Origin of the sequence: Mycobacterium szulgai, assembly GCF_002116635.1 — a bacterium.
GTDB classification, from domain to species: Bacteria; Actinomycetota; Actinomycetes; order Mycobacteriales; family Mycobacteriaceae; genus Mycobacterium; species Mycobacterium szulgai.
On the sequence record NZ_LQPW01000039.1, the window covers coordinates 37737 to 62824 of the forward strand.

Genomic DNA, 25088 nt, shown 5'->3' on the forward strand with positions numbered 1-25088 from the left:
CCGTGCTGCTGGCGATCGACGTCCGCAACACCCACACCGTCGTCGGCCTGATATCCGGAGCTAAAGACTACGCAAAAGTAGTGCAGCAGTGGCGGATTCGCACCGAATCCGAAGTCACCGCCGACGAACTGGCCCTGACCATTGACGGATTGATCGGCGAGGATTCCGAGCGGCTTACCGGTGCCGTCGGACTGTCCACCGTTCCATCGGTGCTGCACGAGGTGCGGATCATGCTCGACCAGTACTGGCCTTCGGTGCCGCATGTGCTGATCGAGCCCGGTGTACGCACCGGGATTCCACTGCTGGTGGACAATCCCAAAGAAGTGGGTGCCGACCGGATCGTGAACTGCCTGGCGGCCTTTCACAAGTACCAAAAGGCCGCCGTGGTGGTCGATTTCGGCTCGTCGATCTGCGTGGATGTGGTGTCGGCCAAGGGTGAATTTCTCGGCGGCGCCATCGCGCCCGGTGTCCAAGTTTCGTCGGACGCGGCGGCCGCCCGCTCGGCCGCGCTGCGCCGCGTCGAATTGTCCCGCCCCCGTTCGGTGGTCGGCAAGAACACCGTGGAATGCATGCAAGCCGGCGCGGTGTTCGGATTCGCCGGGCTGGTCGACGGTTTGGTCGGCCGGATCCGCGAGGACGTCAAGGGATTCTCCGGTGGCGACGACGTGGCCGTCGTGGCGACCGGCCACACCGCGCCGCTGTTGTTGCCCGAACTGCACACCGTCGACCACTTCGACCAGCACCTGACCCTGCACGGTCTGCGGCTGGTCTTCGAACGTAATCAGGAAGCACAGCGCGGACGGCTGAAGTCCGCGCGCTAACGCTGTCATTTAAGCTGGCACGTCGTGAGTGCCGCTGACCCAGCCCGATCCGAGGAGCTTCCTGAGCAGTTCCGGATTCGCCGGGACAAGCGCGCTCGGCTGTTGGCCGACGGGCACGAGGCTTATCCGGTCGAGGTGCAGCGCACCCATACCCTGGCCGAGGTCCGCGCCGCCCACCCCGATCTGGCGATCGACGAGGCGACCGATGACATCGTCGGGGTGGCCGGCCGGGTGGTGTTCGCCCGCAACACCGGAAAGCTGTGCTTTGCGACGCTGCAGGACGGCGACGGGACCCAGCTGCAGGCGATGATCAGCCTGGACAAGGTGGGCCAGCAGGCCCTGGACGCATGGAAGGCCGACGTCGATATCGGCGACATCGTCTACGTGCACGGTGCGGTGATCAATTCTCGCCGCGGGGAGCTATCTGTGCTGGCTGATTCCTGGCGGATGACAGCCAAGTCGCTGCGGCCGCTGCCCGTCGCACACAAGGACATGAGCGAGGAAGCGCGGGTTCGGCAACGCTACGTCGACCTGATCGTGCGCCCGCAGGCGCGCAATGTGGCCCGGCAACGGATCGCGGTTATTCGCGCGATCCGCAATGGCCTGGAAAGGCGCGGGTTCCTCGAAGTCGAGACGCCGATCTTGCAGACGCTGGCCGGTGGCGCCGCGGCCCGGCCGTTCGTCACCCATTCGAATGCGCTCGACATCGATCTCTACCTGCGCATCGCGCCGGAACTGTTCCTGAAGCGATGCATCGTCGGTGGATTCGACAAGGTCTTCGAACTAAATCGCGTGTTCCGAAACGAAGGCGCCGATTCAACGCATTCTCCAGAATTTTCCATGCTGGAGACCTACCAGACCTACGGAACGTATGAAGATTCTGCAGTCGTCACGCGCGAACTTATTCAAGAGGTAGCCGACGAGGCGATCGGGACCAGACAACTGCCGATGCCCGATGGCAGTGTCTACGACATCGACGGAGAATGGGCGACTATACAAATGTACCCGTCACTGTCATCGGCGCTTGGTGAAGAGATCACACCGGACACATCGTTCCAGCGCTTAAGTGCCATAGCAGATCGACTGGGTGTAGAGATTCCGGACAACCGTGGTGTTGGTCACGGCAAACTCGTTGAGGAACTCTGGGAGCACTCAGTGGGCAAGAGCTTGACCGTGCCGACATTTGTCAAGGATTTTCCGGTTGAGACAACTCCATTGACCCGGCAGCACCGCAGTATCGCCGGTGTGACCGAGAAGTGGGACCTCTACCTGCACGGAGTCGAACTGGCAACCGGATACTCGGAATTAAACGATCCCGTCGTGCAACGGGATAGATTCGCAGATCAGGCTCTCGCGGCAGCCGCTGGGGATGACGAGGCGATGTTACTTGACGAAGATTTTCTCGCCGCTCTCGAGTACGGGATGCCGCCATGCACGGGAACTGGAATGGGTATCGATCGGTTGTTGATGTCTTTGACTGGTCTGTCAATTAGGGAGACAGTTTTGTTCCCGATTGTTCGGCCACACTCGAACTGAACTCTCCCGTGTTGTGTCGGATTGTGCATTTTGCGTTCCTATGGCAGATTAGTCACCGGGGAGTCATCCAAACTGGACAGTAACTGCACAGGAAGAAACGCGAGGGTAAGCCACATGGCGAAGAAAGTAACCGTCACCTTGGTCGATGATTTCGACGGTGCCGGCGCCGCTGACGAAACGGTCGAATTCGGGCTTGACGGGGTGACCTATGAGATTGACCTTTCTTCCAAGAATGCCGCGAAACTGCGCGGCGACTTGAAGCAATGGGTGGCTGCGGGCCGCCGTGTTGGCGGTCGCCGGCGCGGGCGTTCCGGCTCGGGCCGCGGCCGCGGTGCAATCGACCGCGAGCAGAGTGCCGCGATCCGGGAATGGGCCCGCCGCAACGGGCACAACGTGTCGACTCGCGGCCGCATCCCGGCAGACGTGATCGACGCATTCCACGCGGCAACCTAGCCGCACCACACTCTATGGTCGCGACCCGCTTCGCCGCATTGCGATCTGGTCTTTTATCCGGCGCCCAGGCATTCAGCCTGGGCGCCGGATTTATGTTTTCGCTCCAGGCGAACTGAACGCCCGTCATTGCGGGAAACGCGCCGGTGTTTTTCCTCGTTAACCTGTTGCGTCGGTAAGCGGGCTGAGACCGCAAGGTTATGAACCCTGGCAGGCCGACCATTACAGTGGACTGCAGGTACGCAGTTCCGGCCCCTAGGGACCGGCGAGGCTGCTTAAAGGCCGCTAGAAAGGTACGTACCGATGTTGAGGGAGAGCAGGTAGCGACCGATGTTCGAACGATTTACCGACCGTGCCCGCCGGGTCGTGGTGCTGGCGCAAGAAGAAGCCCGGATGCTCAACCACAACTACATCGGCACCGAGCACATCCTGCTGGGTCTGATTCACGAGGGTGAAGGTGTAGCAGCCAAGTCGCTGGAATCGCTGGGCATCTCGCTGGAAGGCGTGCGCAGCCAGGTCGAGGAGATCATCGGCCAGGGTCAGCAGGCGCCGTCCGGGCACATCCCGTTCACCCCGCGCGCGAAGAAGGTTCTCGAGCTGAGCCTGCGTGAGGCGCTGCAGCTCGGCCACAACTACATCGGTACCGAGCACATCCTGCTGGGCCTGATCCGTGAGGGTGAGGGCGTTGCGGCCCAGGTGCTGGTGAAACTGGGCGCCGAGCTGACCCGGGTGCGCCAGCAGGTGATCCAGCTGCTGAGCGGCTATCAGGGCAAGGAGGCCGCCGAAGCGGGTACCGGTGGCCGCGGCGGCGAGTCCGGCTCTCCGTCCACGTCATTGGTGCTCGACCAGTTCGGCCGCAACCTGACCGCCGCCGCGATGGAAGGCAAGCTGGACCCGGTCATCGGCCGCGAGAAGGAAATCGAGCGGGTGATGCAGGTGCTGAGCCGCCGCACCAAGAACAACCCGGTGCTGATCGGCGAGCCTGGCGTCGGCAAGACCGCCGTCGTCGAAGGCCTGGCGCAGGCGATCGTGCACGGCGAGGTTCCCGAGACACTCAAGGACAAGCAGCTTTACACCCTCGACCTGGGCTCGCTGGTCGCCGGATCCCGGTACCGCGGTGACTTCGAGGAACGCCTGAAGAAGGTGCTCAAGGAGATCAACACCCGCGGCGACATCATCCTGTTCATCGACGAGCTGCACACCCTGGTCGGCGCCGGTGCCGCCGAGGGTGCCATCGACGCGGCCAGCATCCTCAAGCCCAAGCTGGCTCGCGGCGAGCTGCAGACCATCGGTGCCACCACCCTCGACGAGTACCGCAAGTACATCGAGAAGGACGCCGCCCTCGAGCGCCGCTTCCAGCCGGTGCAGGTCGGTGAGCCCACGGTGGAGCACACCATCGAGATCCTCAAGGGCCTGCGCGACCGCTACGAGGCCCACCACCGGGTTTCGATCAGCGACTCCGCGATCGTCGCCGCAGCCACTTTGGCCGACCGCTACATCAACGACCGCTTCCTGCCCGACAAGGCAATCGACCTGATCGACGAGGCCGGCGCCCGGATGCGGATTCGCCGGATGACCGCGCCGCCAGACCTCCGTGAGTTCGACGAGAAGATCGCCGAGGCGCGCCGGGAGAAGGAATCGGCGATCGACGCCCAGGACTTCGAGAAGGCGGCCAGCCTGCGCGACCGGGAGAAGCAACTCGTCGCACAACGTGCCGAGCGTGAAAAGCAGTGGCGCTCAGGCGATCTCGACGTGGTCGCGGAAGTCGACGACGAGCAGATCGCCGAGGTGCTGGGCAACTGGACCGGTATCCCGGTGTTCAAGCTCACCGAGGCCGAGACCACTCGCCTGCTGCGCATGGAAGACGAGCTGCACAAGCGGATCATCGGCCAGGTGGATGCCGTCAAGGCGGTGTCCAAGGCCATCCGTCGTACCCGCGCCGGGCTGAAAGACCCCAAGCGGCCGTCGGGTTCGTTCATCTTCGCCGGTCCGTCCGGTGTCGGTAAGACCGAACTGTCCAAGGCGCTGGCCAACTTCCTGTTCGGCGACGACGACGCCCTCATCCAGATCGACATGGGCGAGTTCCACGACCGGTTCACCGCGTCACGGCTGTTCGGTGCTCCGCCTGGATACGTCGGCTACGAGGAGGGCGGCCAGCTCACCGAAAAGGTCCGGCGCAAGCCATTTTCCGTGGTGCTGTTCGACGAAATCGAAAAGGCACACCAGGAGATCTACAACAGCCTGTTGCAGGTGCTCGAAGATGGCCGGCTCACCGACGGGCAGGGCCGCACTGTCGACTTCAAGAACACCGTGCTGATCTTCACGTCGAACCTGGGCACGTCCGACATCTCCAAGCCGGTCGGTCTCGGCTTCACCAAGGGTGGCGGCGAGAACGACTACGAGCGGATGAAGCAGAAGGTCAACGACGAGCTGAAGAAGCACTTCCGGCCGGAGTTCCTCAACCGCATCGACGACATCATCGTCTTCCACCAGCTGACTCGCGAAGAGATCATCCAGATGGTCGACCTGATGATCGGCCGGGTGGCCAACCAGCTCAAGAGCAAGGACATGGCTTTGGAGCTGACCGACAAGGCCAAGTCACTGCTGGCCAAGCGCGGCTTCGACCCGGTGCTGGGTGCACGTCCGTTGCGGCGCACCATCCAGCGCGAGATCGAGGACCAGCTTTCGGAGAAGATCCTCTTCGAGGAGGTCGGTCCGGGACAGGTCGTCACCGTCGACGTGGACAACTGGGACGGCGAAGGCGCCGGCGAGGAGGCGGTCTTCACCTTCACCGGTACCCGCAAGCCGCCGGCGGAGACGGATCTGGCCAAGGCCGGCGCCCACAGCCAGGGGTCGGATCCGCAATAGCCGTTCGAGCTGCATATTCATGAATTAGGCAATATGCGCTGGGCAACATCTTTCGCGACAGTCCTGACGTCGCGAAAGGTGCCCAATGTCGTACGTGGTGGCGGCTCCAGAGTTCCTTTCGGCTGCAGCCACGGACCTCGCCAACATCGGTTCGAGCATCAGCGCCGCCAACGCGGCGGCCCTCGCTCCGACCAGTGGGGTCCTGGCCGCCGGCGCCGACGAGGTGTCGGCCGCCCTGGCGGCATTGTTCGGCTCGCACGCGCACGCATACCAAGCGCTGAGCGCGCAAGTAGCTGAGTTCCACGCTCAGTTCGTGCAGACGATGACCGCGGGTGCCGGCGCCTACGCCACCGCCGAGGCCACGAATGTCCAGCAGGCGCTGCTGGGTGCGATCAATGCCCCTACCGAGCTGCTGTTGGGCCGGCCCTTGATCGGTGACGGCGCCAATGGCACCATGCCCGGCCAGAACGGCGGCGCCGGCGGGATCCTCTACGGCAACGGCGGTAACGGCGCCCCCGGCATCAATAGCGGTCAGGCGGGCGGAAGCGGTGGAGCCGCCGGGTTGTGGGGCAACGGTGGCAACGGCGCGGCCGGTGGCGCCGGCGGCAACGGTGGTGGTGGCGGCGCGGGCGGCTTCCTGCGTGGCAATGGCGGCATCGGCGGCAACGGCGGCACCGCGATCACGCCGGGCACCAACGGCGGTAGCGGCGGGGCGGGCGGCAACGCCTGGCTGTGGGGCAACGGCGGGGCAGGCGGACTGGGCGCTAACGCTGCTGCCGGTGCGCCGGGAGTCAATCCGACGTCGGCTACCACCTTCACTCAGGCGCCCAGTGGTGGCACCGACGGGACCACCGGTGCTGGAATCCCGGGGCAAGACGGTAACCAATTCGGCCAGATCGGTGGCAACGGCGGCAACGCCGGTGGTATCGGAAGCCCCGGCAATCTGTCCTTTTCGCCTGCCACCGGGGGCACCGGCGGAACCGGTGGTACCGGTGGCCCCGGTGCCCCGGGAGCACCGGCGGCGCGGTTTATTCCTATAGCCCGAGTACCGGCGGAGCCGGTGGGACCGGCGGAGCCGGTGGCCCGGGCGGTGCGGGCGGCACCGGCGGCGCCGGTGGCATCGCGGAGGCTAACGCCGGCCAGGGTGGTCACGGTGGTACCGGTGGGGTCGGTGGGATCGGTGCGACAGGCGGCACGGGCGGTGTCGGCGGCCAGGGCATTCACCTTGCGGGCAGCACCGCCGGCGGCAACGGCGGTGACGGCGGTGCCGGCGGGGTCGGCGCCGCGGGTGGTGCCGGCGGATCGGGCGGCAACGGCGGTGCGGGTGGCCGGGGTGGCTTCCTGTTCGGCGACGGCGGGGCGGGCGGCGGCGCAGGCAACGGCGCGATCGGTGGCGACGGTGCCATGGGCGGCATGGGCGGCCTGGGCGGTGCTGGCGGCTCCGCAAATGGGAGCAGTGCTGACGGCGGCGGGGGTGGTGGCAATGGCGGAAACGGCGGCGCCGGTGGCGACGGAGGCCAGGGTGGTGCCGGCGGTAATGGCGGTATCGGCGGAGCCGGCGGTGCTAGCGGCCTGCTGGGCGGTCACGCGGGCAGTTTCGGCAGCGGTGGCATAGGCGCACTCGGCGGCGCAGGTGGCGGGTACGGCGACGGCGGGACCGGCGGCGACGGTGGCAACGGATCGGGTGGACCGGGTGCCGTCAACGGCAATAGCGGCGGCCAGGGCAGCCACGGTAATCTAGGCGCCCCGGGCGCGGCAGGAGTCGACGGCCGTGGAGCCTGATCCGGTTGACCGCCACATCGACCTCCGCTAAACCGGCGTCTACACTGACGGTCGTTGTCGACTAGCGGCGGAAACACCCCAGAAGGAGTGGACTGTGGCGAATTCCCAGACGGCCCGGGCCGGAACTGTTGACCTGTCGGCAGCGGGTGCGGCGCTGTGGCTGGCGGCCACCGCCTTCTTCGCGCTGCTCGCGCTGTACTTCGTCGGCATCGACCAGGGCGCGGTGTCGCTGTTCGGCAGCGACTCGCATGTGCACGAATTCTTCCACGACGCAAGGCATCTGCTCGGCTTCCCCTGCCACTGATCCGTGGAGAAGCGTCTGATAGCACGCGGACTCCTGGCGGGTGCGATAGCCGCGGTGCTCGCGTTTGTCCTCGCCCGCCTGTTCGCCGAACCCGTCATCGGCCGCGCAATCGAATACGAGGACGGCCGCACCGAAGTCGCGCACGCCCAGGGCGTACACGAGCACGGCGTCGAACTGTTCAGCCGCGGCGTGCAGGGCAATGCCGGATTGGGTTTCGGGGTACTGATTTTCGGCATCGCGATGGGCGCCCTGTTCGCGGTCGCCTTCTGTGTCGGGTACGGCCGCATGGGAAGCGCTGGGCCACGGGCGTTTTCACTGCGTCTTGCGGCCGCGGCCTTCACCGTGGTGTACCTGGTGCCGTTCCTGAAGTACCCGCCCAATCCGCCGGCGGTCGGTCAAGCCGACACCATCGGCGCCCGCACCATGTGGTACTTGGTGATGGTCGTCGCGTCGGTGGCATTCGCGATCGCCGCGGTATGGCTGTCCCGCAAGCTGGCGGCGCGACTTGGCGCATGGAACGCCGGGCTGACCGCCGCCGGCTGTTATATCGTGGCCACCGCGCTGGCGATGCTGGTGTTGCCGACGGTGGCCGAGACGCCCGCACCCCTGCGCGATCCCTCCGGAACCATCATCTATCCCGGCTTCTCCGCCGACGTCCTCTACGACTTCAGGCTTGTTTCACTGGGTACCCAATTGGTGTTGTGGGCAACGCTCGGGCTGGTGTTCGCCAGCCTCGCGGCCCGGCTGCTGGGCGAGTCCGCCGAAAGGGTCGAGTCATCCGGTTGACTTTGGTGTCGCATGCGATGACCGAGGCAATGGCGGGCGCGCGTTTCCCGGCCGACGAGCCGCTCAGCGAGCTCGGCCTACGGCAGGCACGCGCAGCGCGCCTGGCTATCCGCGACAACGTTGTCCAGCTCGCCGGGCCGGAGCGACGCACCTGCCAGACCGCAAAGCTATTAGGGCTCAATACGATAACTGAACCGCTGCTGGCTGATCTCGATTGCCGGAGGTGGCGCGGCGAAAGGCTCGACGGCATCGACCCCGAAGAGTTGCAGGAGTGGCTTACCGACCCGGTGGCCGCGCCGCATGGCGGTGAGTCGATCGTCGCACTCGTCGACCGGGTGGCGGGCTGGCTGGATTCCCTGGCCGGCAACACCGTTGCGGTGACGCATCCCGCGGTGATCCGGGCCGCGATTCTGATAACGCTCGGCGCGCCGCCGAAATCGTTCTGGCGCATAGACATTGCGCCGGTCAGCCCAACGGTCATGCATCACCGCGCGGGCGGCTGGACGCTGCGGCTCTAGCCCGGGGGCGCCACCAGCGCAAAGGCTTGCTTGGCCACCTGCAACATCCAGCTGGTCACCGTGGGGCCGTGATCGCGGGGCCAGTTCAGCTGGAAGCTCACCACCCACGGCTGACCGGTCTTGTCCACGGCGTACCAGCTGAACGTCAAATCTCCGGGCAGGCCACCGGCTTTTGCGCCGATATACGGCCATACCTCGCGATCCAGCTGGATGCCGGCGACGGCGGACAGGATCTGCTTGACCGGTGCCGCCTTGCCGACGGCGTCGGCCTGCAGCGCGGCGTGCACCCGGCAGATGTCCTCGGCGTTGCCATACCACTCCGCGCCGAAGGTGGAAGCCGGGGTGTGGGCGCGGGTCGGATCCGGTTGGTAGGGCGTGGAATTGGCCTGCGCCAGCAGCTGTGCCCGCACTTGTGGCGGAGCCTGCTTCCATTGGGCGCGCAGATCCGGCTGACCCCAACCGACGGAGAACAGCTCGTACATGGTGGGGAAGGGGGTCATGCTGGCCGGATCGTGATGGCCTGCGGTGGCCAGCGCTTCCTCGATGGCGTGCGTGCCCATCCGTCCGATAAGCAAGTCGGTAGCCATGTTGTCGCTGGTGGCGATCATCTTTTCGGCGGCCGTGCGCACCGAAACCTGTGCTCCGGGGGGCAGTTCCAGGCCGGAGGAGCCCACCGCCTTGCTCTTGGCGGTGACGGTCAGCAGATCGTCCCAGGACACGGTGCCGCTGCGGACCGCACCCGCCAGTGCGTGCAAGACATACAACTTGAAAATCGATGCCAGCGGCAAAGATTCGCCGGTGTTGGTACCCGCCACTGGGTCGCAGTGACCGTTGTTGACCTTGGCGACTTGATACGAGTAGCGGGCGCCGGTCTTGCTCAGCACGGCGTCGATGTCGTGCCACGAAGCGATCTTCGGCGGTGGTTGTGTGTCCAGGTCGAACCGGTCAACTAGGCCGGTGTCGTCGGTATGGATACGAATGTCCTGTTGCGCGCCGTAGGACGAGATCAGGTGCAGCGTGGCGACGCTGGCGCCGATGTCCACACCGGCGAGGGTGAAGGGTCGGTCCCACCACAGCGCCTCCATGGTGGTCTTGACCGAGTCGACCTGGTCGGCCGTGGTCAGGGTGCGAACTCCTACCGGGCCGATCGGCCAGTCCGAGTTCAGCATGTCCAGCGTCTGCTGGGCGCGCACACCGGGCGGGGTTCGAGTGTCGATTTGGCGACTCGGATTCGCCGCGTTCGCCGACGGTGTCGGAGAGGAGGCGCAACCTGGGGCCAGGGTCGCGACTAATGCAGCTGTGGCACCCAGCGCCAGCAGGCGCCGTGCGCTGTTACTCAGCCTTGCCGGTCCCGGCAACGTCCATCACGACCTCGAATTCCAGCAGCGACGCCCCAGTCGCCACCGGGTTGGCCCGGTGTCCGGCATGCGCTTCGATCGCTGGCCCAGTGGCCCATGCCTGGAAGGCTTCTTCAGATTCCCACTGCGTCACCACGAAGTAGCGGTCCTCACCCTTGACCGGACGCAGCAGCTGGAAGCCGAGGAAACCCGGAGAGTTCTCCACCGCGTGAGCGCGGTGAGCGAACCGCTTCTCCAGTTCGGGGCCAGCGTCCGCGGGTACTTCGATTGCGTTGATCTTCACCACTGGCATGTCGCTAGGTTACCGTGCCCGGCATGGCCGCCGATCTGTTGACCCATCGCGGTGGACAGGGCAGGCCGCTGGTCCTGGTGCACGGCCTGATGGGCCGGGGTACCACCTGGTCGCGTCAGCTACCGTGGCTGACCCGGATAGGTGCGGTCTACACCTACGACGCTCCGTGGCATCGGGGTCGTGACGTCGACGATCTATACCCGATAAGCACCGAGCGTTTTGTAGCGGACCTCGGTGCCGCCGTGGCCGCGCTGCGCGGGCCCGTGACGCTGATCGGTCACTCGATGGGCGCCCTGCATTCGTGGTGTCTGGCCGCGCAGCAGCCGGAGCTGGTCAGGGCGCTGGTGGTCGAGGACATGGCGCCGGACTTCGTCGGCCGCACCACCGGCCCCTGGGAGCCCTGGCTGCACGCCCTTCCGGTTGAATTCGCCTCCGCCGAACAGGTATTCGCCGAGTTTGGGCCGGTGGCCGGGCAGTACTTCCTGGAATCATTCGACCGCACCGCCACCGGTTGGCGCCTGCACGGCCACACTTCCCGATGGATAGAGATCGCCGCCGAATGGGGTACCCGTGACTACTGGTCGCAGTGGGCCGCCGTGCGATCGCCGGCGTTGCTCATCGAGGCCGGCAATTCGGTGACGCCGCCGGGGCAGATGCAGAAAATGGCTCAAACGGACCGCCGGACAACGTATCTACGCGTACCCGGCGCGGGCCACCTGATACACGACGAAGCGCCGCAGGTATATCGCGGTGCCGTCGAAGCCTTCCTGGCATAAAGCCTGCGACCAGCCCATTCCTGCAGTCCTCAAGATTTGTCCATTCGTCGCCAAGGATGCTGACTGCACACCGCCGCTGTGAGGAGGATGCAGATGCCGCGTGTATTGGCGATGCCGGAAACTGCCGGCGCGACTACCTGCGTGACGGGCCCGGCCACCGATGAGTTCTCGGCGCACCTGGCTGAGATCTTGAACGGGCAGTGGCTGGGTTATCAAACCTTCAGCGCCCAAACGGCTGTGCTGCATGACGGGTTCATGACCGCACTCAACGCCAGCTCGCCGGTCATCAACGCGGCGATCCGGACACTGCTGGACTGCTGACTCCGCTACTCCTGGCCCGCCAGCCCGAACCGGCCGTCGGGTGTCTGGGTGATCAAGCCGTCGACGAGCAGCGAATCCAGTGCCCGGTCGCGTTGTGCGGTATCGGTCAGCCACGCCACGTCGAGCTCGGCGCGAGTGACGGGAAAACTATTGGCGCGCAACACATCCAGCAAGCGGCCCCGGACTTGGCGGTCGGTCCCGGCGTAACGCTGCACCCGCCGTGGCGGACCGGCGGCCGGCGGATAACCCGCTTGTCGCCAGGAGCACTCGCCAATCGGGCATAGGCCGCACCGTGGCGTCCGGGCGGTGCACACCGTTGCGCCCAGTTCCATCAGCGCCACTGAAAACTGTGGTGCCACTTCATCTTTCGGCAACAACGCGGCGACGTCGGCGTGATCGCGGGTGGCTGAGGGGTTCCCGGCGTCGGCGCGGCCATGCACGGCGCGGGCGACCACCCGACGCACATTGGTGTCCACCACCGGCACCCGCTTGCCATAGGCGAAGCACGCCACCGCCCGCGCGGTGTAGCTTCCAACGCCCGGCAGGCTCAGCAGGACATCGACGTCGTCGGGAACCACATCGTCATGGTCGCGCGCGATAACGGTGGCGCACTCGTGCAGCCGCATGGCGCGCCTCGGATAACCGAGCTTTCCCCAGGCGCGTACCACGTCGGCCGTGCTGGCCGACGCGGTGGCAGACGGCGTGGGCCAGCGCCGTACCCAGTCCTGCCAGATCGGCTGCACCCGGGCCACCGGGGTCTGCTGCAGCATGAACTCGCTGACCAGGATTTGCCATGCGCTGACACCGGGTTCGCGCCACGGCAGCTCGCGGCGCGATCGGTCGTACCAGTCGACAAGCTCGGTCGCAGCGATGTTCATGTCAGCTTCATTCGGATTCGCGGCACAAGTTTGCGGCACAATGAGTGCCATGCCCACCACCAATCCAGCAACCGCATGGAAAGCACTCAACGAGGGTAACGAGCGATTCGTCGCCGGTAAGCCCGCCCATCCCAGTCAAAGCGTCGACCATCGAGCAAGCCTGGCCGCCGGACAAAAGCCGACGGCGGTGATCTTCGGCTGCGCGGACAGCCGGGTCGCGGCCGAGATCATCTTCGATCAGGGGCTGGGCGACATGTTCGTGGTGCGCACCGCCGGCCATGTCATCGACGCCGCGGTGCTGGGCTCCATCGAATACGCGGTAGTAGTGCTCAATGTTCCGCTGGTGGTGGTGCTGGGTCACGACAGCTGCGGCGCGGTCAATGCCGCGCTGACCGCACTCGACCAGGGCAACCTGCCGGGCGGCTACGTTCGCGATGTGGTCGAGCGGGTTGCCCCGTCGATTCTGCTGGGCAGGCGCGACGGGCTGACCCGTACTGACGAGTTCGAGGAACGCCACATCCACGAAACGGTCGCGCAGCTCATGGCCCGTTCGACGGCCATCGCCGAACGCGTCGCAGCGGGCAGCCTGGCGATCGTCGGCGTCACGTATCACCTGGCTGATGGCCGGGCGGTGCTGCGCGATCACGTCGGCCAAATCAGCGAACACGTCTGAGTTTCGCCCCGCTCCTACACGACTCGGGTCCCAGCTAACCTTGCGACACGCCGAGGCGGGTCAAACACGTCGACGTGACCTGGGCCTACGGTGTGAACGTGCTGGATCTGGAACCGCGTGGCCCGCTACCGACTGAGATCTACTGGCGGCGCAGGGGGCTAGCCCTGGGCATCGCGGTCGTCGTGGTCGGTATCGCCGTCGCCACCATCATCGCCTTCGTCAGCAGCAGTGCCGGGGCCAAGCCGGCCAACGCCGAGAAACCGGGTAGCGCTCAGGCGCATGCGCCCACGCCTGCGGCGCCGCCGCCGGCCGGGCAGCCCGAGGGCAACACCCCGGCAGCGCCGGCGCCGCAGGGCCAGAACCCCGAATCCCCGACGCCGACCGCCGCAGTACAGCCGCCGCCGGTGCTCAAAGAAGGCGACGATTGCCCGGATTCGACGCTGGCCGTCAAGGGATTGACCAATTCACCGCAGTACTACATCGGTGACCAGCCCAAATTCACCATGGTCGTAACCAACATCGGGCTGGTGTCCTGCAAACGCGATGTCGGTGCCGCGGTGCTGGCCGCCTACGTTTACTCGCTGGACAACAAGCGGCTGTGGTCGAACCTGGACTGCGCGCCGTCCAATGAGACGCTGGTCAAGACGTTCACGCCCGGGGAGCAGGTGACCACTGCGGTGACCTGGACCGGGATGGGATCGGCTCCGCATTGCCCGTTGCCGCGTCCGGCCATCGGACCGGGGACCTACAACCTGGTGGTCCAGCTGGGCAATCTGCGTTCGCAGCCGGTTCCGTTCGTGCTCAACCAGCCGCCGCCACCGCCTGGGCCGGTACCGGCCCCGGGGCCGGCGCTCGCGCCGCCGCCCGAGGCGCCGCCTGCGGGCTCACCCGCCAACGGGGGCTAGTTCTAGTGATCGGCGATAGTCGACTCGGCGAGTTGGGATAGCCCCTCTCGCACGTGCCGGGCCCACATGGCACCGATCCCGTCGACTGACTGCAGATCTCCGGCGCTAGCGGCCAATAGGCCCTGCAGAGTTCCGAACGATCGAACCAGCAGGTCGACGTGGGCGAACTGCAGCCTGGGGATACCGGCCATCGCGCGATAGCCCCGGGGACTCAGCGCCGAGTCCTGTGCGTCGGCCGTCGTCGGGTATCCGAAGACTTTTGCCAGCGCGGTGAGCTCTAGCAGGTCGCTGTCCGACAGCGAGTCCAGTTCGTCCAGTGTCGCATCGATTTGCGCCTTGGTCAGTGGGCCGGGGTTTGCGTGGTAGTCGCGCACAATCAGCTCGCGGGCGGTGTCGTTACCGCCGAGCAACTCCTCGAGCTGCAGCCGCAGCTGACGGCCGTCGGTGCCCAGTTCGACGGCGTCGTAGTCGATCGATTGACCGATGCGGCGGACCAATTCGAGGCGCTGCACCACCGTCATCACGTCGCGCAGCGCGACGAAGTCTTCGATCTCGGCTCTGGACAGTTGCCGGCTGACCTCATCGAGCCTGGTCTTGTAGCGCTCCAGAGTTGCGATGGCCTGATTGGCGCGCGACAGGATGGTCGCCGAGTCGGTCAGCACGTGCCGCTCGCCGCCGACGTAGACCGTCACGATGTTCATTGAGTGGCTGACCGAGATCACCGGGTAACCGGTCTGGATTGCGGCGCGTTCCGCCGAGCGGTGCCGGGTCCCGGATTCGTCGGTCGGGATGGATGGATCCGGGACCAGTTGCACGTTGGCGCGCACGATCCGGCTGCAGTCCGTGGACAGCACCACGGCGCCGTCCATCTTGCACAGCTCGCGCAGCCGGGTGGGGGCATACCGGACGTCGAGGGAGAATCCGCCGTCGCAGATCGCCTCGACGTTCTCGTCGTGGCCGAGCACGATCAGGGCGCCAGTACGGCCGCGCAGAATGCGCTCCAGGCCGTCGCGCAGCCCGGTTCCCGGTGCCAGGCGGGCGACAGCCTCTCGCAGGGTCGGACGAGTCACAGCGTGCATTCTGCTACGTCCGCTGGGCGGGCGATGGCGGGGTGTCTAGCCGGTGCACCTTTGCCGGGCCGGCGCTGCGGTGGTCGGCGATGTCGATCATGTGTTCCAGCGCCGCGACGATGGTGGGGGCGCACAGGGCACGCAGCCCCGCCGGCACCGCGTCGCACCCGGGTGGGATCAGCGCGATGCTGAACCCCTGGCGGGCGGCCTCGGCCAGCCGCCGGTCCATGCCGCTGACCCGGCGCAGGTCGCCCGCCAAGCCGACCTCGCCGATCATCACCGCGGTGGTGGGCAACGGCAGGTTCGCATACGCAGAGGCCAGCGCGATAGCCACGGCCAGATCCGAGGATGGATCGGTCAACCGCATGCCGCCCACGGTGGACAGGTAGATGTCGTTGACGGCGAGGTTCAGCCGGGCGTGCTTTTCCAGGACCGCGGTGATCATCGCGGCCCGGGCGTGGTCGATGCCGCTGACCGCTCGTCGCGGCGAGCCGCCGGGCGGTGTCGCCAGCAACGCCTGCACCTCTCCGATCAGCGGACGCTTTCCGTCCAATTTCACCGTGATCGCAGTGCCGGGCACCGGCGCCGGCCGCTGATCCAGAAACAGGTTCGACGGGTCGGCGACGCCCTCGATCCCGTTGTCGTGCAACAGGAAACACCCGACTTCGTCGGCGGCGCCGAAGCGGTTCTTGACGCCGCGGACCATCCGCAGTGCACCGTTGCGATCGCCCTCGAAATGCAGCACCACATCAACGAGGTGTTCCAGCGAGCGCGGCCCGGCGATGGCCCCGTCCTTGGTGACGTGACCGACCAGGATCAGCGCGACGCCGTTGGCCTTGGCAGCCGCAGTCAGCGCGGCCGTTACCGCACGCACCTGGGTGACACCACCGGCGACCCCGTCCGCCTCGGTGCTGGACATCGTCTGCACCGAGTCCACGATGACCAGCTCCGGCCGCACGATGTCGATGTGACCCAGTACCACGTGCAGATCGGATTCGGCGGCAAGGAACACCTCTCCGCCGCCGCAACCGATCCGGTCGGCACGCAGACGGATCTGCCCGGCCGACTCCTCACCGGAGATGTACAGCGCGCGTTGCCCCGACTGCGCCCAGCGGTGGGCGACATCAAGCAGCAGCGTCGACTTGCCCACCCCCGGATCGCCGGCGAGCAGCGTCACCGAGCCGGGAACCACACCCCCACCGAGCACCCGGTCCAGTTCCTCGACGCCGGTGGGGCGATGCCTGCTCAGATTCGGTTGCACCGAACGGATCGGGACCGCCTGCGATGTGGGTGTGCTACTGCGATGGCCGCCGGCCAAACCGAGGGCGGCCAGCTCTTCGACCGTGCCCCAACTGCCGCACTCCAGGCAGCGTCCCACCCACTTCGCGGATAGGTGGCGGCATTCCGAGCACCGGTATTGCGAGCGTGTGTTGGCCACGCCGCGACCGTATCTGGCGGGTGTGACAGCTACGAATGCTTGCCCGGCGCGGGGGAGCCTTCCTGCGGCGGCGTCAGGCCGGCCGAAATCGGGACCAGCACGCTGCCCTGACCCGCCTTCTCGAAGGTGAAGGTGAAGTTGTACGTGAGGCCGTTGCTGATCGGCTTGGTCAACATGACGCTGGCCTTGGCGGCCTGGCTGGATCCCAGCGGGCCGGGTGCGACGGCCTGGCCTTCGGGCTCGCCGACGAACAGCATCCCGCCTGCGGGCAGTCGCGCATCACCGGTCATGGTCACGGTGCCGATGTCGGTGGTGATGCTCGTCAGCCGGTCGGGCACATCCGGCGACTGATTGACCGCTACCAGCACCAGATCCACCGGTTTGCCCGGCTGGATGAAGTCGCCGGTCTGGGTCGCTTGAATCCGGATGTCGCGCAGCGCCACGTTCTTGATGGTGACCTTGTTGCCGTTGACGGCCGGCTCCTGCATCGCGGTCTGGGACACCTGACCGGCTCCGCAACCACTGAGCACTAGAGCGGCGGCCAGCCCGAGCAATGGGAGGCGGGTCTTCAAGCGGTTCACTCAATGCCTCCTGCTGGACTTGGAGCACTGTAGGTCGGATGACGCGGTACGGGCCCGTCGGTCAACGGGCCAACTATGCACAGTAGTAGCTAGGTCATGCCGACGGTAGCGCGGCCCGCGATCGATCGCCGTGCGGCCCGGTGTTTGGTGCAGCTGTGGCCGGGTGATCGGCGTTATAGAAGCCGGCTCCTTGCACGTCTTAGCCGCCCTGTCAACCCCCAATGTTCACCGACGATGCCCCTGACCTGCACCGTTGTTCGGCGTGTGTTGAGGGTCCGTGTTAGCATGGAGTAACGAAAGGGGCTCTAATCTGATGATTTTCAAGGTCGGCGACACCGTTGTCTATCCACACCACGGTGCTGCGCTAGTCGAGGCGATCGAAACCCGAACCATCAAAGGGGAACAAAAAGAGTATCTCGTCTTGAAAGTGGCGCAGGGCGACCTGACAGTCCGAGTACCTGCCGAGAACGCCGAGTATGTCGGCGTCCGCGACGTCGTCGGCCAGGAAGGTCTGGACAAGGTTTTCCAGGTCCTGCGCGCGCCCCACACCGAGGAACCGACCAACTGGTCACGCCGGTACAAGGCCAACCTGGAAAAGCTCGCTTCCGGGGATGTGAACAAGGTGGCTGAGGTTGTGCGCGATCTGTGGCGTCGCGACCAGGAGCGTGGCTTGTCCGCCGGCGAGAAGCGGATGCTGGCCAAGGCCCGCCAGATTCTGGTTGGTGAGTTGGCGCTGGCTGAGAGCACCGATGACGCGAAAGCGGAAACCATCCTCGACGAGGTTCTGGCCGCCGCTTCCTGAATACCCCGAGGCTCTAACAGGTGGGCGGGGGCACCGTAGCTGCGATCGTGCCTGCTGCAGGTTCGGGTCAGCGGCTCGCTGCCGGGTTACCCAAGGCGTTTCGTCAACTCGAGGGGCAGAGCCTTGTTGAACGGGCCGTACAGGGCCTGCTGGATTCCGGGGTCGTCGACACAGTCGTGGTAGCGGTACCCGCGGACCGCACCGACGAGGCAAAGCTCATTCTGGGCCACAAGGCGACCGTGGTTGCCGGCGGCGCGGACCGCACGGAATCCGTCAGCTTGGCGTTGGCGGCGCTTTCGGAATCAGTGGCACCGCAGTTCGTGTTGGTGCACGACGCGGCCCGGCCGCTGACCCCCCCGGCGCTGATCGCGCGGGTGGTGGATGCATTGCGCGCCGGCCACGCCGCGGTGGTGCCCGGGCTGCCGGTCTCTGACACGATCAAAGCCGTGGACGCCAACGGCGTGGTGCTGGGCACCCCGGAGCGGGCCGGCCTGCGGGCCGTGCAGACCCCGCAGGGGTTCGCCACCGAGCTACTGGTGCGCGCCTATCGGGGCGCCGGCACCGCCGATTTCACCGACGACGCGTCTCTCGTCGAGCACGTCGGCGGCCAGGTTCAGGTGGTCGACGGCGACCCGCTGGCGTTCAAGATCACCACGCCGCTGGATCTGTTGCTGGCCCAAGCGATCGTGCGCCGATGATGGATCTGCCGCGCGTCGGGCTGGGCGTCGACGTGCATCCGATCGAGCCGGGGCGGCCGTGCTGGCTGGTGGGGTTGCTGTTCCCCAGCGCAGACGGTTGCGCCGGCCATTCCGATGGTGACGTGGCCGCGCATGCGTTGTGTGACGCCGTCTTGTCGGCCGCGGGGCTCGGCGATATCGGCGACGTGTTCGGGGTCGACGATCCGCGCTGGCAAGGCGTCAGCGGGGGCGAGATGCTGCGTCATGTCGTCGGGTTGCTCAATCAGCATGGCTATCGGGTCGGCAATGCTGCCGTGCAGGTGATCGGCAACCGGCCCAAGATCGGGTGGCGCCGACTTGAGGCGCAGGCGGTGCTCTCGCGCCTGCTCAATGCGCCGGTGGCGGTATCGGCCACCACCACCGACGGGCTCGGACTTACCGGGCGTGGCGAGGGCCTGGCGGCCATCGCGACGGCGTTGGTGGTTTCGCTTCGGTAGCTCACACACGCTTGTGCTCGGCGGCACGCGGCAATAGGCCAGGTAAGCTGGCACGTCGTGACCGATCGCGCCCGCTTGCGGCTCCATGACACGGCGGCCGGCGTCGTGCGTGATTTCGTCCCGCTTCGCGAAGGGCACGTCTCCATCTACCTGTGTGGCGCCACGGTGCAAGGGCAGCCGCACATCGGGCACGTCCGCAGCGGGGTGGCCTTCGACATCCTGCGCCGCTGGTTGCTGGCCCGCGGCTACGACGTCGCGTTCATCCGCAATGTCACCGACATCGAAGACAAGATCCTCAACAAGGCGGCCGCGGCGGGCCGGCCGTGGTGGGAGTGGGCGTTCACCCACGAACGCGCTTTCACCGCGGCTTACGACGCGCTGGACGTGTTGCCGCCGTCGGCGGAGCCACGGGCAACCGGCTTCATCACCCAGATGGTCGAGTTAATTGAAAGGCTGATCGAAACCGGCCACGCTTACGCGGCCGACGGCGACGTCTACTTCGACGTGCTGAGCTATCCCGAGTACGGTCAGCTGTCCGGGCACCGGGTGGACGACGTTCACCAGGGTGAAGGTGTGGCCACCGGAAAGCGGGATCAGCGCGACTTCACCCTGTGGAAGGGCGAAAAGCCCGGCGAGCCGTCGTGGCCGACACCATGGGGCCGCGGCCGCCCGGGGTGGCACCTGGAGTGCTCGGCGATGGCTCGCACGTATCTCGGGCCCGAGTTCGATATCCATTGCGGTGGAATGGATTTGATCTTCCCGCACCACGAGAACGAAATCGCCCAGAGCCGCGCGGCCGGCGACGGGTTCGCCCGTTACTGGCTGCACAACGGCTGGGTGACCATGGGCGGGGAAAAGATGAGCAAGTCGTTGGGCAACGTGTTGTCCATACCGGTGATGCTGCAACGGGTTCGGCCGGCCGAACTGCGTTACTACCTGGGCAGCGCGCACTACCGGTCGATGCTGGAATTCTCCGAGACGGCGCTACAGGACGCGGTCAAGGCCTATGTCGGGGTGGAGGAGTTTCTGCATCGGGTGCGCAGCCGGGTGGGTGCGGTCTGCCCCGGCCAGTGGACCCCGCGCTTCGCCGAAGCGCTCGACGACGACTTATCGGTGCCGATCGCGCTGGCCGAAATTCACCAGACCCGCGCCGACGGCAACCGCGCACTGGACGCCGGTGACCACGAGGGCGCACTGCAGAGCGCGTCCGCGATCCGCGCGATGATGGGCATCCTCGGCTGTGATCCGCTTGACGAACGCTGGGAATCCCGCGATGAAACCTCGGCCGCGCTGGCCGCCGTCGACGTGCTGGTGCAGGCCGAATTGGAAAACCGGGAAAAGGCACGCGAGCAACGCAATTGGGCGCTGGCCGACGAGATTCGGGATCGCCTGAAGAATGCCGGCATCGAAGTCACCGACACCGCTGACGGGCCGCAGTGGATGCTGGGCGGCGACGGCAAATAGATGGCCGGTAACTCTCAGCGCCGGGGGGCGATACGCAAATCCGGCACCAAGAAGGGCCCGACCGTCGGGTCGGGCGGCCAGCGCCGTCGTGCCCTGGAAGGGCGGGGCCCCACCCCGCCGGCGCACATGCGTCCCAACCATCCCGCCGCCAAGCGGGCCCCCGCCCCGCAACAACGCCGCCCCGCCAAACGTGTTGACGAGACCGAGAACGTGCTGGGCCGCAACCCGGTGCTGGAATGCCTGCGTGCCGGTGTTCCGGCCACCGCGCTCTACGTTGCGCTCGGCGCCGAGGCCGACGAACGTCTCACCGAATCGGTCTCGCGCGCAGCCGATTTGGGCATCAGCATCCTCGAGGTGCCGCGTAGCGATCTGGACCGGATGACCGCCAACCATCTGCATCAGGGCATCGCGCTGCAGGTGCCGCCATACAACTACACCCATCCCGACGATCTGATCGCGGCCGCCCTCAAGTCGCCGCCGGCCATGCTGGTCGCGCTGGACAACATCTCCGACCCCCGCAATCTCGGTGCGATCGTGCGCTCGGTTGCGGCGTTCGGTGGCCACGGGGTGCTGATTCCACAGCGCCGTTCGGCTTCGGTGACCGCGGTCGCGTGGCGCACCAGCGCCGGGGCTGCCGCCCGGATCCCGATCGCGCGCGCTACCAATCTCACTAGGACACTGAAGGATTGGGCCAATCGCGGCCTTCAGGTGGTGGGCCTGGACGCCGGCGGTGACACCGTGGTGGATGACTTGGACGGCCGCGACCCGATGGTGTTGGTAGTCGGTTCGGAGGGCAAGGGGCTGTCCCGATTGGTGCGGGAGAATTGCGACACGGTGGTGTCCATTCCGATGGCGGGTAAGACCGAGTCGCTGAACGCCTCGGTGGCCGCCGGAGTGGTGCTCGCCGAAATCGCGCGGCAACGCCGCAACTGATCGGAATAGCCGCCGGCGGTGGTGCTCGCCCGGCATCTTCCTGTGAACTTTCACAGTAACCGTGCTACTCGGCCCGGCCATTCCTGTGAACTTTCACAGGAACTGGGGTCGGCATAGGGAACTCAAGAGTCGCGCGATTAACCAATGGCAACGCATCTGATCAAAAATCCCGACTATTTCTGCAGGTCGCTGCGAGTTTGGCGATAATTAGTTGAACACAGGTTGAACAACAGTGTGCGCCGAGTGAATTGTTGGCGCTATCGGTTTCTGTGTAACAGCTTTCAATCTACTGTCTTCCGCATGAGACTATCTGAGATATATAGACAAATAGAATTTGTGAAGGTATCATCCGAATCTTTTTGATATCGAGCCGAGCGATTGCCCTCAGACAGCGTCTCAAACCAGCGGTAGTCCATAGCCGGACGCAGCCAAATCGTCTACCCCGTCCCACTTATCTCGCCGGAGGAATTCTCATGTCTTATGTGCGTACCTATCCTGAGCACTTGGCGGCTGCCGCCAGCAACCTGCAGTCACTGGGCGCGGCCTTGAACGTGGGCTGCGCGGCAGCCGCCGGGCCGATTACCGGCGTTGTTCCCGCAGCTGTCGATGAGGTGTCGATCCTGACCGCGGCACAGTTCGCGAGCCACGGTCAGCGGTTTCAGGAACTGAGTGCGCAAGCGTCCAGGATCCAGGCGATGCTCGCGGCGACGTTGGCGACCAGCGGGGGTTCCTACGCCGAGACCGAGGCGGCCAACGCCGCATTGGCGCACTGAGCGGCCGGGGCGAAAGGGAGTTATAGGCAATGGTGGACTACGGATTGTTGCCGCCCGAAATCAATTCGGCGCGCATCTACGCCGGGCCCGGAGCGGCGTCGCTGGTGTCGGCAGCGGTGGCCTGGAACGGTTTGGCCGCGGAATTTCAGGCCGCGGCTTCGGGGCACCGTTCGGTGATTGAGGTACTCACCAGCGGGCCGTGGCTGGGTCCGGCTTCAACGCAGCTGGTTTCGGCCGTCGCACCGTTCATCACCTGGCTGAGCGGTAGTTCCGAGCGGGCCGCCGAAGCCGCGAGCCAGGCCGCCGCCGCGGCGGCCGCCTACGAGCGCGCGTACGCCGCCAGTGTCCCGCCGCCCCTGATTGCGGCCAACCGCACACTGCTGCAGGAATTGATCGCCACCAACGTGCTCGGCCAAAACAGTTCCGCCATCTCGATGCTGGAGGCGCAGTACGCCGAGTTCTGGGCCCAGGATTCGGGCGCGATGTACACCTATGCCGGCAGTGCGGCGGCGGCAACCAACGTGACGCCATTGGCGCCACCGGCCGAGGTGGTGGACCCACTCGGGGTGGCCGAGCAGGCGATCGCTGTCTTGGAGGCCGGGGGTCAAGGCCTGCAGACCCAACTCAATACTCTGCATACGCAGTTGGGCACGCGAGTGAGCGACGTGGTGAAGGCCTTGGCCACGCCGCTCAATGGCCAGGGCGCGGCGCTTGACGCCTGGATTGTGGCCAACACCGCGTTCGACGACATCGTTCCGCTCTACAGCAAGTACCTGTCGCCGTATATGAACTCCATGGCGGCCATGATTCAGTCGACGCAGACCATCGGACAGAACACCAGCGGTTGGTCGGGCATCGGCAACCTTTGCAACACCCTGTTCAAGCCTGCCGCTCCGGCGGCCGCGAAGGCGGTCGAAGGCGCGGCGCAGGCAGCCGCCGGCGCCGGGCAGGCCGCGACCGGCGCTGCAGGCAACCTCGGAGCGGGTCTTGGCGGAATCAGCGGCAGCTTGGGCAAGGCCGTGGGGATCGGAGGTTTGTCGGTGCCCGCAAATTGGGTCCCATGGCACGCCACCACCAATCCCGGTGTGGCCGCGGCGATTCCGGCCGCGGCCGAAAGTGCCAACAGCTTCCCGATGGCCCCGCCGCTCGGGCAGTTCGTCAACGGCGGTGGTTACGGCCGAAATCTCCCGTCCTACGGCTTCAAGCCCTTAATCATGGCCAAGCCGCCGGCCGCCGGTTAACCGGCGAGATCACCGCAACGGCCACATAGCTGAGCTGTCAACAGGCATCAGGGGATAACGCGCGATGGTCGACTATGGTCTTTTGCCGCCCGAGATCAACTCAGGGCGCATATATGCCGGTCCTGGAGTCGGTCCGATGCTGGCCGCCGCAGGGGCCTGGAGCGGATTGGCAGCAGACTTTCAAGCCGCCGCGGCGGGACATCGGTCGGTGATCTTGGAGCTGACCAGTGGCCCATGGGTGGGGCCGGCGTCAGCGGCACTGGTTGCGGCCGCGTCACCGTTCATTAGCTGGATGGACGGCGGCGCCGAGGATGCCGGGCAGGCGGCAAGCCAGGCATTCGCGGCCGCGGCCGCATATGAGGTGGCGTTCGCGGCATCGGTTCCCCCGCCGGTGATCGCGGCCAACCGGGCACTGCTGGCGGTATTGGTCGCCACCAACTTCCTCGGGCAGAACACGCCGGCGATCGCCGCGACCGAAGCGCTCTACCTCGAATTCTGGGCTCAGGACGCCGCGGCTATGTACAACTATGCGGGCAACTCGGCGGCAGCGACTCAGTTGGCCGAATTGCCCGAGCCGGCCGAAGTGGTGGACCCTGGCGGGTTGGCAGATCAAGCTATCGCGGTACTCAAAAGCGCGGGTCAAGCGGTTCAGGCTCAAATCAACAGCGTTGGAGCGCAGCTAATGCCGCGAGTGGGTGACGTCCTGCAGACGCTGTCTTCGCCGTTGAATGGTCAGGGCGCGGCAATCGACCAATGGATTATGGCCAACACGCCGTTCGACGACCTCGTCCCGCTCTACAGCAAATACATCTCGCCGTACATGAACTCAGTAGCGTTCGGGTTTCAAGACACGCTCTTCGTCGGTGACGAGACGGCCGGCGTCGCCAAACTGGGCAGTCTTGCGTGTGATTTGGGCACCGCTGCGCAGGCCGCCGGGCAGGCGGCGCAGGCCGCTGGTCAGGCCGCGGCCGGCGCCGGGGCAAACGTCGGGGCCAGCCTGGGCGGCGGCGTCGGCGGGATTGCAGCAGCTCTGGGTAAGGCCGTTCCCCTTGGTAGCGGGCTGTCAGTCCCGGCGAGCTGGGCATCGGCTAGCGGCGCGGGTGGACCCGGTGTGACAGCCATCGGTAACGCGACCTCGATTTCGGCCGCGGCCGAGGGCGCCGCCAGTAATGTGCCGGTGGCTCCACCGTTCGGGCAGTTCGTCAATGCCGGCAACGGCCGCAGAACTCCCGCTTACGGACACCGGCTGACATTCGTGGCGAGGCCACCGGCTGCCGGCTAACAGCGGGCCAGGCCCGGGCTTGGTTAGGGCTGGGGGTGACCGCCGGTGCCGACCCTCCCGAA

At 66.2% G+C, this 25088-nt stretch carries 26 protein-coding genes; 20 read left to right on the forward strand and 6 right to left on the reverse strand.

What is annotated here, in order from left to right; genetic code table 11:
• Window positions 1–2: 2 nt before the first annotated feature.
• From AWC27_RS08930 to AWC27_RS08965, 8 genes are all read left to right on the forward strand, one after another.
• A complete protein-coding gene (locus tag AWC27_RS08930; RefSeq protein WP_085670145.1) occupies window positions 3–821 on the forward strand; it encodes a type III pantothenate kinase in 819 nt (272 codons plus the stop codon).
• A gap of 24 nt (window positions 822–845) precedes the next feature.
• Entirely contained in the window at window positions 846–2357 is a 1512-nt protein-coding gene (gene lysS, locus AWC27_RS08935; RefSeq protein WP_085670146.1) for a lysine--tRNA ligase, read from the forward strand.
• A 114-nt stretch (window positions 2358–2471) separates the two neighbouring features.
• On the forward strand, window positions 2472–2810 hold the full coding sequence (gene lsr2 / locus AWC27_RS08940; RefSeq protein WP_083116388.1) for a histone-like nucleoid-structuring protein Lsr2: 339 nt from the start codon (window positions 2472–2474) through the stop codon (window positions 2808–2810).
• A gap of 327 nt (window positions 2811–3137) precedes the next feature.
• The gene (clpC1, locus tag AWC27_RS08945; RefSeq protein ID WP_085670147.1) at window positions 3138–5675 is read left to right on the forward strand and encodes an ATP-dependent protease ATP-binding subunit ClpC; all 2538 of its coding nucleotides are present in this window, start codon (window positions 3138–3140) and stop codon (window positions 5673–5675) included.
• Window positions 5676–5760: 85 nt separating this feature from the next.
• Window positions 5761–7290, forward strand: a complete 1530-nt coding sequence (locus tag AWC27_RS32970; protein WP_169726742.1) for a PE domain-containing protein — start codon at window positions 5761–5763, stop codon at window positions 7288–7290.
• Between the two features lie 261 nt (window positions 7291–7551).
• The gene (locus AWC27_RS08955; protein WP_085670148.1) at window positions 7552–7761 is read left to right on the forward strand and encodes a CbtB domain-containing protein; all 210 of its coding nucleotides are present in this window, start codon (window positions 7552–7554) and stop codon (window positions 7759–7761) included.
• Window positions 7762–7764: 3 nt separating this feature from the next.
• On the forward strand, window positions 7765–8547 hold the full coding sequence (locus AWC27_RS08960) for a CbtA family protein (RefSeq protein ID WP_085670149.1): 783 nt from the start codon (window positions 7765–7767) through the stop codon (window positions 8545–8547).
• Between the two features lie 17 nt (window positions 8548–8564).
• On the forward strand, window positions 8565–9065 hold the full coding sequence (locus tag AWC27_RS08965; protein WP_085670150.1) for a histidine phosphatase family protein: 501 nt from the start codon (window positions 8565–8567) through the stop codon (window positions 9063–9065).
• Here the strand turns inward: AWC27_RS08965 and AWC27_RS08970 are convergent.
• Window positions 9062–10423, reverse strand: coding sequence for a Cpe/LpqF family protein (locus AWC27_RS08970; protein WP_085670151.1), 1362 nt, complete (start codon window positions 10421–10423; stop codon window positions 9062–9064). The two genes, AWC27_RS08965 and AWC27_RS08970, sit on opposite strands and share 4 nt — an antisense overlap.
• Complete coding sequence (gene mhuD / locus AWC27_RS08975; protein WP_083115963.1) at window positions 10398–10715, reverse strand: mycobilin-forming heme oxygenase MhuD; 318 nt, start codon at window positions 10713–10715, stop codon at window positions 10398–10400. Before mhuD ends, AWC27_RS08970 begins: the two co-directional genes overlap by 26 nt.
• A 14-nt stretch (window positions 10716–10729) precedes the next feature.
• On the opposite strand from mhuD, the gene AWC27_RS08980 reads away from it, so the two are divergent.
• Window positions 10730–11491 (forward strand): alpha/beta fold hydrolase, encoded by a 762-nt coding sequence (locus tag AWC27_RS08980; RefSeq protein ID WP_139836858.1) that lies wholly within the window; start codon window positions 10730–10732, stop codon window positions 11489–11491.
• A gap of 93 nt (window positions 11492–11584) precedes the next feature.
• The gene (locus AWC27_RS08985; protein ID WP_169726743.1) at window positions 11585–11812 is read left to right on the forward strand and encodes a PE family protein; all 228 of its coding nucleotides are present in this window, start codon (window positions 11585–11587) and stop codon (window positions 11810–11812) included.
• Window positions 11813–11817: 5 nt separating this feature from the next.
• Here AWC27_RS08985 and AWC27_RS08990 read toward each other — a convergent pair whose 3' ends face one another.
• Complete coding sequence (locus AWC27_RS08990) at window positions 11818–12741, reverse strand: HhH-GPD family protein (RefSeq protein ID WP_085670153.1); 924 nt, start codon at window positions 12739–12741, stop codon at window positions 11818–11820.
• Here AWC27_RS08990 and AWC27_RS08995 point away from each other — a divergent pair.
• Window positions 12740–13363 (forward strand): carbonic anhydrase, encoded by a 624-nt coding sequence (locus AWC27_RS08995; protein WP_085670154.1) that lies wholly within the window; start codon window positions 12740–12742, stop codon window positions 13361–13363. The two genes, AWC27_RS08990 and AWC27_RS08995, sit on opposite strands and share 2 nt — an antisense overlap.
• 98 nt (window positions 13364–13461) lie before the next feature.
• Window positions 13462–14268, forward strand: coding sequence for a hypothetical protein (locus AWC27_RS09000; protein ID WP_139836863.1), 807 nt, complete (start codon window positions 13462–13464; stop codon window positions 14266–14268).
• Between the two features lie 2 nt (window positions 14269–14270).
• Here the strand turns inward: AWC27_RS09000 and disA are convergent, their stop codons facing one another.
• From disA to AWC27_RS09015, 3 genes are read right to left on the reverse strand one after another with little or no spacing between them, the layout of a single operon-like run.
• The gene (gene disA, locus AWC27_RS09005; RefSeq protein ID WP_085670156.1) at window positions 14271–15347 is read right to left on the reverse strand and encodes a DNA integrity scanning diadenylate cyclase DisA; all 1077 of its coding nucleotides are present in this window, start codon (window positions 15345–15347) and stop codon (window positions 14271–14273) included.
• A 4-nt stretch (window positions 15348–15351) separates the two neighbouring features.
• Window positions 15352–16776, reverse strand: coding sequence for a DNA repair protein RadA (radA, locus tag AWC27_RS09010; RefSeq protein WP_085670157.1), 1425 nt, complete (start codon window positions 16774–16776; stop codon window positions 15352–15354).
• Window positions 16777–16805: 29 nt separating this feature from the next.
• A complete protein-coding gene (locus AWC27_RS09015) occupies window positions 16806–17357 on the reverse strand; it encodes a copper chaperone PCu(A)C domain-containing protein (protein ID WP_085670158.1) in 552 nt (183 codons plus the stop codon).
• A 313-nt stretch (window positions 17358–17670) separates the two neighbouring features.
• On the opposite strand from AWC27_RS09015, the gene carD reads away from it, so the two are divergent.
• The 8 genes from carD to AWC27_RS09055 all read left to right on the forward strand — a co-directional run bounded on the left by carD (window position 17671) and on the right by AWC27_RS09055 (window position 25026).
• Complete coding sequence (gene carD, locus AWC27_RS09020) at window positions 17671–18159, forward strand: RNA polymerase-binding transcription factor CarD (RefSeq protein ID WP_003419482.1); 489 nt, start codon at window positions 17671–17673, stop codon at window positions 18157–18159.
• Between the two features lie 20 nt (window positions 18160–18179).
• Entirely contained in the window at window positions 18180–18857 is a 678-nt protein-coding gene (ispD, locus tag AWC27_RS09025) for a 2-C-methyl-D-erythritol 4-phosphate cytidylyltransferase (RefSeq protein WP_085670159.1), read from the forward strand.
• Window positions 18854–19333: a 2-C-methyl-D-erythritol 2,4-cyclodiphosphate synthase gene (ispF, locus tag AWC27_RS09030; protein WP_083115949.1), complete on the forward strand. Its 480-nt coding sequence runs from the start codon at window positions 18854–18856 to the stop codon at window positions 19331–19333. The genes ispD and ispF overlap by 4 nt, the downstream gene beginning before the upstream one ends.
• 57 nt (window positions 19334–19390) lie before the next feature.
• Window positions 19391–20797, forward strand: coding sequence for a cysteine--tRNA ligase (gene cysS / locus AWC27_RS09035; protein ID WP_085670160.1), 1407 nt, complete (start codon window positions 19391–19393; stop codon window positions 20795–20797).
• Window positions 20798–21730, forward strand: coding sequence for a 23S rRNA (guanosine(2251)-2'-O)-methyltransferase RlmB (rlmB, locus tag AWC27_RS09040; RefSeq protein WP_085670161.1), 933 nt, complete (start codon window positions 20798–20800; stop codon window positions 21728–21730). It begins immediately after the preceding gene.
• A 473-nt stretch (window positions 21731–22203) separates the two neighbouring features.
• The gene (locus AWC27_RS09045) at window positions 22204–22503 is read left to right on the forward strand and encodes a PE family protein (protein ID WP_085670162.1); all 300 of its coding nucleotides are present in this window, start codon (window positions 22204–22206) and stop codon (window positions 22501–22503) included.
• Between the two features lie 29 nt (window positions 22504–22532).
• Entirely contained in the window at window positions 22533–23744 is a 1212-nt protein-coding gene (locus AWC27_RS09050; RefSeq protein WP_085670163.1) for a PPE family protein, read from the forward strand.
• A 64-nt stretch (window positions 23745–23808) separates the two neighbouring features.
• On the forward strand, window positions 23809–25026 hold the full coding sequence (locus AWC27_RS09055) for a PPE family protein (RefSeq protein WP_085670164.1): 1218 nt from the start codon (window positions 23809–23811) through the stop codon (window positions 25024–25026).
• Window positions 25027–25088 lie beyond the last annotated feature (62 nt).